At 31.0% G+C, this 10,133-nt stretch carries 9 protein-coding genes; all 9 read right to left on the bottom strand.

Annotation, left to right across the window (positions count from 1 at the left end):
* Positions 1-92: 92 nt before the first annotated feature.
* Positions 93-401 carry a hypothetical protein gene (locus M2475_RS03620; protein WP_277489634.1) on the bottom strand — a complete coding sequence of 103 codons (309 nt, stop codon included), beginning with the start codon at positions 399-401 and terminating at the stop codon, positions 93-95.
* Between the two features lie 148 nt (positions 402-549).
* Positions 550-1,488, bottom strand: coding sequence for a DNA polymerase III subunit delta (gene holA, locus M2475_RS03615; RefSeq protein WP_277489633.1), 939 nt, complete (start codon positions 1,486-1,488; stop codon positions 550-552).
* A 90-nt stretch (positions 1,489-1,578) separates the two neighbouring features.
* A complete protein-coding gene (locus M2475_RS03610; protein ID WP_277489632.1) occupies positions 1,579-3,378 on the bottom strand; it encodes an MBL fold metallo-hydrolase in 1,800 nt (599 codons plus the stop codon).
* Between the two features lie 137 nt (positions 3,379-3,515).
* Complete coding sequence (locus M2475_RS03605) at positions 3,516-3,983, bottom strand: ComEA family DNA-binding protein (RefSeq protein WP_277489631.1); 468 nt, start codon at positions 3,981-3,983, stop codon at positions 3,516-3,518.
* 53 nt (positions 3,984-4,036) lie between these two features.
* The gene (locus M2475_RS03600; protein WP_277489630.1) at positions 4,037-5,005 is read right to left on the bottom strand and encodes a PhoH family protein; all 969 of its coding nucleotides are present in this window, start codon (positions 5,003-5,005) and stop codon (positions 4,037-4,039) included.
* Positions 5,006-5,065: 60 nt separating this feature from the next.
* Positions 5,066-5,725 (bottom strand): class I SAM-dependent methyltransferase, encoded by a 660-nt coding sequence (locus M2475_RS03595; protein WP_277489629.1) that lies wholly within the window; start codon positions 5,723-5,725, stop codon positions 5,066-5,068.
* 4 nt (positions 5,726-5,729) lie between these two features.
* Complete coding sequence (rpoD, locus tag M2475_RS03590; RefSeq protein WP_277489628.1) at positions 5,730-6,944, bottom strand: RNA polymerase sigma factor RpoD; 1,215 nt, start codon at positions 6,942-6,944, stop codon at positions 5,730-5,732.
* A 1-nt stretch (position 6,945) separates the two neighbouring features.
* Positions 6,946-8,685, bottom strand: coding sequence for a DNA primase (gene dnaG, locus M2475_RS03585; RefSeq protein WP_277489627.1), 1,740 nt, complete (start codon positions 8,683-8,685; stop codon positions 6,946-6,948).
* A gap of 13 nt (positions 8,686-8,698) precedes the next feature.
* Entirely contained in the window at positions 8,699-10,075 is a 1,377-nt protein-coding gene (locus tag M2475_RS03580) for a glycine--tRNA ligase (protein WP_277489626.1), read from the bottom strand.
* Between the last annotated feature and the right edge of the window lie 58 nt (positions 10,076-10,133).

Genomic DNA, 10,133 nt, shown 5'->3' with positions numbered 1-10,133 from the left:
ATAACCAAGTGTATTATAACACTTTTCTAAAAAAACTGACATAGTTCAGAATTTTTAGTGTGAATGAAATATCATAGAATGATTTTTTAATATTAAACTTGATTTTTATTAACTAATTTTTTTATAACTTTATATTCGTATTCACTATAGCAAATCCCTACTCCTCTATGGCCTGTAATTAGGATAGTTAATCCACCAGGATAAGTAACCGCTGACTTACATTGTTCAATCCCAGCATGTAAAGAACCATCTGCACCAATGACAGAATCAAAAACTGTTTTCTTACAAGCATTCTTCTCATTATCATCCACCTTTTTCCATAGTGAATATAAAACTGGTCGAGTATCACTTTTTACTATCTTTCCACTATCAACCAGTTGATTTAATAATTTCGAAACCAAAGTTCAATCCATAACAAGGCTCTCCGCCAAATCCTGCGTGCTCACGCCTTTCCCGTTTTTTTCATTAGCTGCAAGAGTTTCAAATACTTTATCAATATTTTTCTTCATAGTTGATTTCCTGTAGTGTTTAGCTATTATGCAGAATACTTTAAATACAATATTTAACTAAAAAAGTTTCAAACCCTAATTGCTTATCTACTAATCCTAATTTTATCTTCTGATCTAAATTTGCTAATTCATTCAAAATAAAACGGATTTGCTTAAGATCACTTCGATATGCTTGTTCAAGTGTTTTTTCAACTCGATAGGGGTGCGCCCCTAACTCGCTAGCAATTTCACGTTTTCCTTTATTCATATTCGATAATACTTTCACTTCCGATAAAAAACGAAATTGACTTGCTAACATTCCAATTAATGCGATAACCTCAACATTTGCTTTCTTTAAATCTTCGACATAAGAAAAACATTTTTTAACATTATGATCAAACATCGCCTGAGATAACAAAAAAACATTGTCATCAATTGGCTTAGGAATTAATTCTTTCACTACATCATAGGTAATCAAATCCCCATATACTTCAAATTTATCCAATTCCTTTTGAATTTGTGCAATATCAAATCCACAACGTTCAAGAAAAAGATTATAACCTGCTCTGTCCATATTAACATTTCGTTTTTGTAATTCTTGTTGAATTAAATTATTACGTTCAAATTCATCTAATGGTTGAAATACAAAAGGCGTACATCGCTTTTTTATTTCTTTTACTATTTTTTTTCTAGCATCCATCTTTCCTTCGTAAATTAATATTAAAATTGTTGGTTCAAAAGGTTCATTTAAATAATTCAGTAAGACTTCTTCATTAATTGCTAGTGGTGTTGAACTAAGAAATTTACAATTTCGCACTATCACAACTTTGTGCTCACTAAAAAAAGGCATCGTATTACAATCGTTCACAATATCGGTAATATCGTCCTTAGTTGCATCATATGTGATGATATTCATATCATCAACATTTGCTTCTTTTATTATTTGCATCATTTTTTTCTGTAATAAATAATGCTCTTCTCCTGTTAATAAAAAATTCATATTTTCACCGTTTTCATTATACCAAATTCTACGTCAACTGTCCTTACCAAATAAAACAAATTGATAGAAATGAATTGACTTCATTTATTTTCATCTTTTTATTATTCCAAACTTTTTATCTCCTGTACGCATGAGATGAAAATATCGAGAATAGAAAAAACTAATGCTTCCAACCTCTTGTGTATTAAAAATTGTTACTTTTTTCATTTCCAATCGTTCTAACAAAGCTTTATCAGGATGTCCATATGCGTTGTTTTTACCACTTGAAATAATACCTATTTGTGGATTTATTTTTTGAAGAAAAGATGCTGAAGTTGCTGTATCAGCCCCATGATGAGAAACTTTTAAAATATCAACTTTCAATTCACTATACATATTCACAATTTCTTCTTCAACTTGATATCCAGCATCACCAGTAAACAAATAGTTTACTCCATAGATTGAGCCAAATAATACAATACTATTATCATTCTTATCATCATATTCACTATGGTTTAAATTGAATAATGTAATATTCGATAACTCTAATTCCTCTACACTATTAAAAGTTTCATCTATATCCACCAATTGAGAAAGTTTTTTTAATCCCCCATTATGATCATAATCATCATGTGTAATGACAACCGCATCTATATGACGAATTCCTTTTGATCTTAAAACAGGAAAAATAACCTCGCTTGCAAGATCATATTTTAAAGATCCTGCTACATCAATCAAAATAGTTTTTCCAAATAATGGTTCATGAATCAAAATACAATCTCCTTGTCCAACATCTATAAACATCACTTCACCAAATAAATTAAGACGATCCATATGTAGATGGTAAATTAATAAAATGCCTAGAAACAGAATCGGTGTTCGCTTGTTAGTAGATATAATTTGATAAATTAAAATACCCCATAATAGTATCCACCACAAATGAGGTTTTCCTATCAATGTGAAAGTTTCAGGGATTTCACTACCAATTCCCCCTACCTGATGATATAGAAAATCAAAAATAATGCCCAATGATGGAAAGAATAAACTTATCATGGATAACATCAAAATCCATGATTGTATCCATTGAAATGGTCGAAACAAAAGAATTGTAAGTAGATTTACATAGTGGAAGTTGTATAGTTGAATCGGAAGTAAAATAAAAAAGTGCAGTAATCTACGCATTCTTTTTGTAACATTAAATAAACGAAGATAAGAAAAACACATTAAAATGATAAATCCTATATGATAAATAAGCATAGGATTATAAAATAGCAAAAGCATTGTGATTGCTCCAACTTGATTTTTATCATTCAAATGTTTACACAAAAATGAAATACATCCCTTTATAAAAAAATACAAGACGAAAAACCGCATTGGAAAAAACAAAACATATAGAAAACTAAAAATAATTTCAAGCAATGCTTTATTTAGTTTTTTCACTTTGGAAAGCAAATAAATAAAAAATTGTAAATGAAATCCTCCAAGATAAAAAAAGTCATTTCCATCATCTTGTGATTTTTTATTATAAAAAATCGCGTCATAATATTCTTTTAAAGCTTCATTTTCTAGATTTTGAATATGGTTATATAAAGTTGCTTGCATACTTTTACTTTTTGCCTTTATCTCAAAATCTGAAGTATATATTTGAAAATTTGCCTGATTACGATAAGCATACAGAGAAAAATCAAAGGTATGTAAGTTTTTAAAACTACTAATCCGCTCATAATTGCCCTTTACTTCTACAATATCATTTATCGAAATATTCCCAATATTGTAAACATATATATTTTCTTCTCCTGTTGTAGCTATTACATAATTTTCTCGAACTTCAAGCACTCTTAATATGTATTCTTTTGGTTGTTTGATTTCTTTTTTTAAAAAATTAAAATTATATACAATCAGTAACAGCATTACAAAATACCATTGTACTCTTATTTTGATAATCCAAAAAATCAGAAACAGAAATATATATAAGCAATTTATATAAAAATTAGAGGACATTGAAAGTATGACACATACAAATGACACCAACAAATAGTATTGCTTCATTATAAAGTTATATGATCCTTTATCTTTTCAAATAATTTTTCTTTAATGCCTTTTACTTTTTGAATATCTTCCAGAGTTTGGAAACTTCCATATGATTCTCGATAATCAATTATTTTTTGTGCCGTTGCTTGTCCAATTCCTGGAAGTGTGGAAAGCGTCTCTAATGTTCCACTGTTTATAGAAACTTTTTCTATATCTGTTTTCTTACCAATTACTATCACATCTTCATTTTTAAGTGTTTTCGTTTGATTGATACCTGTACTATCTGCACTTGCAGTAAAACCACCACTCTTATTTAGAACATCTTCAATTTTGGCGTTATACTTCATTTTATATACACCTGGATTCTTTACTTCACCTTTTATTTCCACATGTATGTATTGACTACGATAGTCTTTTATATCAACATAAGAATTTTGATTAAAAAATATAAAAATAAGTACAACAATGAGAAGTAATGTTTTCAAATTATCACCAATCTCATATTATACTTATTTTTAATTATTCCTTAAATTTAATCCTATTCACTCTCGAAATTTTCATAACAATCAATTATTTTTTGAACAAGTGGATTTCGTACCACATCTGCACTTGTCAATTCTACAAATGCAATATCCTCAATAGAATGCAAAATTTGTTTAGCACTTAAAAGACCTGAATCTTTTTTCTTAATTAAATCAATTTGTGTAATATCTCCTGTTACAACAACCTTTGAATGAAACCCCATGCGAGTTAAAAACATTTTCATTTGTGAACGTGTAGAGTTTTGCGCTTCATCCAATATGATAAAAGCATTATTCAGTGTGCGTCCTCTCATATATGCTAGTGGTGCGATTTCTATCACTTCTTTTTCTAATAATTTTTCAACCGTTTCAACACCTAATGCGTCATGTAAAGCATCATATAAAGGTGTAAGATATGGATCCACTTTTTCTTTTAAGTCTCCTGGTAAAAAACCTAAATTTTCACCAGCCTCTACAGCAGGTCTTGTAAGAATGATTTTTTCAACCTCATTCTTTTTCAATAATGATATTGCATACATAACAGCCAAGTAAGTTTTTCCTGTTCCAGCCACTCCGCTAGCAAACACAATATCTTTTTCTCGCATACATTTATACAAATACGACTGTCCCAATGTTTTAGGGTAAATGAATTTACCACTTGAAGTCTTATTAATGACTTCCTTATGAAGCCTCGCAAGGCGATCTAAGCAGTTTTTATCCGCTAGGGTGCATGCATACATAACTTCCCGTTCTTGAACGTTAATACCTGTCCTTTCGGCTTCAAGCATGTATTTCACCACTGCTTCTATTCTTTTACTCTTTATACTATCATCACTTAATACCGTTAACATAGAATCACGAAATGTAATATCTACTTTATAGTGTTCACGAATAACATCTAAGTATTTTTCATTTGGTCCAAATAATTTTCCCAATTCTTCATAAGAAATATCTTCTAAAGATATAATATATTTATCATTACCCATTCATTTCCTTCTTTCTTGTTCGTTTATAATTTTACTCCAAAAAAGAAAAAATAGAAAGCACTAAACTTCTATTTCCTCTTTAATTTGATTAATTATGTCATATATTATTTGATATTTTTCATTCTTTTCTGATAGTTTTCCTAAGATTGATTCATATTTTTTTAAGTTAGAAAACCACATCTGAAGAAAAACATTATCTTTTATCATTCTTCGACCAAACAAAAGCTCTTTTTTATTCAATTCACTATCATTAGAACAATCAAAAACAATAATCTGATAATAATGAAGATCAAAAACACATTGTTCACTCTGTATATGATAATGATGATCGCTAACATATTTTCTTATTTTTTCTACATCACGATTTGATTGAATGATAATCTTGTTACATCCTTTTAATTTCTCAGGATGCTTATCTAAAATGCTTTTTATTGTTTCATAACCCATTCCAGCAATCACGATTGTGTCCACATCTGAAGGAAGCATATCCAATCCATCACATTGTATTATTTCTATTTGATCTTCTAGTTTATAATATTGTATTGATTTTCTTGCTTGTTGTAATGGTTCTTCGTTAATATCACAAGCATATACTTTACTCGCTTTTTCATTCAAGACTAATGCGCAAGATAACAATGCATGATCGCAACCAATGTCCCCAACGATTGCCTTTTCATCTACCAAATCATAAATTGCTTGTAGTCGTTTACTCAGTTTCATAAACTTATTGCTTATCCATAAAATCTTTCAACCGTTTAGATCTTGTCGGATGCTTTAATTTACGTAAAGCTTTTGCCTCAATCTGACGAATACGCTCACGCGTAACATTAAATTCTTTACCAACTTCCTCTAACGTACGAGTTCTTCCATCATATAAACCAAAGCGAAGACGCAATACTTTTTCTTCACGTTCTGTCAATCCTTGAAGAACCATATTGATTTCATCTTTAAGCAATTGATTGTTTGCATATTCATCTGGTGATAATGCATCTTTATCTTCAATAAAGTCACCTAAATGAGAATCATCCTCTTCACCAATTGGCGTTTCTAAAGAAACTGGTTCCAAAGCAATTTTTTGAATATCACGTACTTTTTCTGGAGTGATACCATCCATTTTGGCTGCAATTTCTTCAGCTGTTGGATCTCTACCCAAATCTTGTACCAATTGTCTTTGAATTCTTGTTAACTTATTAATAGTCTCAACCATGTGAACCGGAATACGAATTGTTCGTGCTTGGTCTGCAATCGCTCTTGTGATTGCTTGACGAATCCACCATGTCGCATAGGTAGAAAATTTGAACCCTTTGGTATAATCAAATTTTTCAACCGCTTTTGCTAACCCCATATTTCCTTCTTGAATCAAATCCAAAAACAACATGCCTCGACCAACATATTTTTTAGCGATTGAAACAACCAAACGCAAGTTCGCTGCAATAAGCTTTTTCTTAGCTTCTTCATCACCTTCTTGAATTCGTTTCGCTATTTCTGGTTCTTCTTTAGGATCCAACAATTCTACACGCCCAATTTCTTTTAAATACATCTTCACTGGATCGTTTACTTTGTTTTGTGAAGAAGACGCAAATGATTGCTCCAAAGACTCCAAATCAGTCAATTCTTTTTTGGTATCTTCATCTTCTTCAATATCTTCTACATCGTCAACATCTTCAATGTCAACAATTTCTTTACCTTCTTTTACAATTTTTTCATCAATATCGATGTCATCATCTTCATCTTCTACGATAATACCATTGTCATTAAACCAATCGAAAAGATTTTCAGTGTCCTCATCTGACAAATCTAAATGTTCAATTGACTTATCTACTAATGTTTGTTGAATACTGCCCTCTTTTTGAAATTCTTCTAATAGCCCTTCTTTCACTTGGTCTAATGTTTTCAATTCTTTTGAAATCTTTTTTGCTTTTGCTTTTGCTTTTGCCATATCAATCTCCCCTTTGTCTTCGCAACTTTATTACCTCATCAGCAATCCTAGCCTTTTGAATCGGATCACTCATTTGGTTTGACTGTTCAAGAAGTGTATTGATTTTTTCAGAAATTAATCCATTTTTTATTTTCGAAATTGCTTCCCTCATTACTTCTTCATGAAATTCACTCGGCGCTAATTCCCAATTCGTTATCTCTAAAAGTACTTTCTTTACGTCTTCTTCATTAATATAATTCAATAAATCTGCAATTATTATTGTATCATGATTTCGATAGAAATTGATAATATTAATTGCTAAATTATTATAATCCGGTTCTGGCAAAAAACCTAATTCATGTCTAAATAGTTCATTTGCCTGTTTTGAAATAAGCATTAAGGATAAAATTTGAATCTGTGCATTCTTAATGCCGGCCTTTGGTTTTACAAGTTTCGCTTCTGACTTTATGAGTCGTTCTTTTTTCATGGGGTGAACATTTTGTTCGTTACTCAAGTCAAATCCACTAATCTGTGCTAACCGTTGGTAGTAATTGTCTTTCTCGAATTGATCGTCCAAACGACTTATCTCATCACCGATTATTTTCGCATATTCTTTCTTTTCTGTATAGTTATCCAAATTGTATTTTTTTCGTAAAAACTCAAAAAGGAATTCTATCCATGAAATCGTCTTTTTACTAACTTCTATTAATTCATTTTTTCCAAATTTTTCAATGATTTCATCTGGATCTAGTCCGTGATCATTTTTTATAATCTCTATATGCAAACCTTTGGATAGAGCTAATTTACAAAACTTATAAGTCGCTTCTTGTCCTGCATTATCACCATCGTAAAATAACAAGACTTTAGCATTTAACGATTTTAAAAGTTTTATCTGCTCCATGGTTGCTGCTGTTCCTAAAGTTGCTACACAATTTGCTATATCAACTTTTTCAAAAGCTAAGACATCCATTGCCCCTTCCACTACTAATACATTACCAGAACGCTTTGCTTCATCCTTAGCACGATGATAATTAAAAAGTAAATTACCTTTATGGTAAAGTAAAGTTTCTGCGGTGTTAATATATTTTGCATCAGATGACCCATCAATAACTCTAGCAGTAAACCCTACCGGATTTCCATAATTGTCATGAATTGGTATCATCAAACGATTATAAAAAACATCTTGCATCCCCTGTGGTGATATACGAACAACATTTGTTTCTACAATATCCTCATCCTTATGCTTTTTAGCCTTTAAAAAGTCATATAATTTATTACCACTAGGATTATATCCAATTGCAAATTTCTTAATAATATCATCATGAATACCACGCTTTGCAATATATTCATAAAACGCTTTACCATCCACACTGCGTAATTCATAGGAACAAAACTCTATTGTATCTTGTAAAACATTGTAAAGCGGTTGATATTTTTGATTTATTGGTTGCTGAACCTTGCTAATATCGATATCTACAGGGATATTCCCAAGATCGGCAACTCTTTTTACAGCTTCGATAAAACTAATATTTTCATATTTTTGAGTAAAGGTAAAGGCATTTCCACCTGCACCACATACAAAGCAATGAAAAATTTGCTTATCAGATGAAACACTCATCGAAGGATTATGGTCATCATGAAAAGGACAAACCCCTACAAAGTTTTTTCCTTTTTTTGTCAACGGGATATATTGTGAAATAATATCTACAATATCAACCCGATTACGGATATCATTGATAACGTTTTCTGGTATCCTAGCCAAACTGCTTCACCTCTTAAAAATTAATTTTTTGCTTAATATATTCATTTAATTCCGAAATTTTCACTCGCTCTTGCTTCATCGTATCACGATCTCTAATAGTTACACATGCATCTTCTTTGGAATCAAAATCATATGTAATACAAAATGGTGTACCAATTTCATCTTGTCTGCGATAACGCTTCCCTATGCTACCAGCCTCGTCATATGTAATTGCAAAATCACTTGCAAGTTTTGCGAACAATTCTTTTGCTTCCTCAGACAATTGCTTACTAAGAGGCAAAATACATGCTTTATAAGGTGCTAAGTATGGATGTAAATGCAATACTGTACGTGTTTCATCATTTTCCAATGCTTCTTCTTCGTATGCATCACACATTACTGCTAGCATCATTCTTTCAACACCAACTGCTGGTTCAATACAATACGGAATATACTTTTCATTTGTTTGAGGATCTTGATACTCCAAACTTTTCTTTGAAGCATCTTGATGAGATTTCAAATCAAAATCTGTTCGATCTGCAATTCCCCATAACTCACCCCATCCAAAAGAAAATAAATATTCAATATCGCTAGTTCCTTTTGAATAGTGAGATAATTCGTCTTGTTCATGTTCTCGCAAACGTAAATTCTCTTTCTGTATCCCAATAGATACTAAAAAGTTCATACAAAAATCTTTATAATATTCGTACCATTTCAAATCCTCACCTGGCTTTACAAAAAATTCCAATTCCATTTGCTCAAATTCGCGTGTACGAAAGATAAAGTTACCTGGCGTGATTTCATTTCGGAAACTCTTCCCAATTTGTCCAATTCCAAATGGTAATTTCTTACGCATTGAACGCTGAACATTCTTGAAGTTCACAAACATTCCTTGTGCTGTCTCTGGACGTAAATAAATCGTACTTTTACTATCTTCGACTACCCCTTGATATGTTTTAAACATTAAATTAAATTCTCTAATATCAGTAAAATCATGCGCCCCACAATGAGGACATGCAATTTTATTTTCGTCAATATATGCCTTCATCTCATCTTTACTCCAGCCACTTGGATTGACTTCATTATTTGAAAAATTTTCAATTAATTGATCTGCTCTAAATCTTGATTTACATTTCTTACAATCCATCAGTGGATCTGAGAATCCACCAACATGTCCAGAAGCTACCCATACATCAGGGTTCATTAAAATAGCACTTTGGATTCCAACGTTATTTGGATCTTCTTGAATAAATTTTTTCCACCATGCATTTTTGATATTATTTTTGAATTCAATCCCTATTGGTCCAAAATCCCATGTATTTGAAAGTCCACCATAAATTTCACTGCCTTGAAACACAAATCCAGTGTTTTTCATATGTGCTACAACTTTTTCAAAATTTTTCTCGTTCATAAGCTCCTCTTTTTCCTTAAAACAACAGATCCTTAAATCTATCTTTTATTATACACAT

The organism is Breznakia sp. PF5-3 (assembly GCF_029504745.1).
Classification (GTDB): Bacteria; Bacillota_I; Bacilli_A; order Erysipelotrichales; family Erysipelotrichaceae; genus Breznakia.
The sequence above is the reverse complement of the archived record's forward strand: the minus strand, read 5'-3'. Positions and strand labels throughout refer to the sequence as shown.

Excerpts from the sequence above, each read along its gene's own strand:
- holA (WP_277489633.1), bottom strand. The coding sequence starts at position 1,488 with ATGAATTTTTTATTAACAGGAGAAGAGCATTATTTATTACAGAAAAAA.
- M2475_RS03610 (WP_277489632.1), bottom strand. The coding sequence starts at position 3,378 with ATGCTGTTACTGATTGTATATAATTTTAATTTTTTAAAAAAAGAAATC.
- M2475_RS03600 (WP_277489630.1), bottom strand. The coding sequence starts at position 5,005 with ATGGGTAATGATAAATATATTATATCTTTAGAAGATATTTCTTATGAA.
- M2475_RS03595 (WP_277489629.1), bottom strand. The coding sequence starts at position 5,725 with ATGAAACTGAGTAAACGACTACAAGCAATTTATGATTTGGTAGATGAA.
- rpoD (WP_277489628.1), bottom strand. The coding sequence starts at position 6,944 with ATGGCAAAAGCAAAAGCAAAAGCAAAAAAGATTTCAAAAGAATTGAAA.
- M2475_RS03580 (WP_277489626.1), bottom strand. The coding sequence starts at position 10,075 with ATGAACGAGAAAAATTTTGAAAAAGTTGTAGCACATATGAAAAACACT.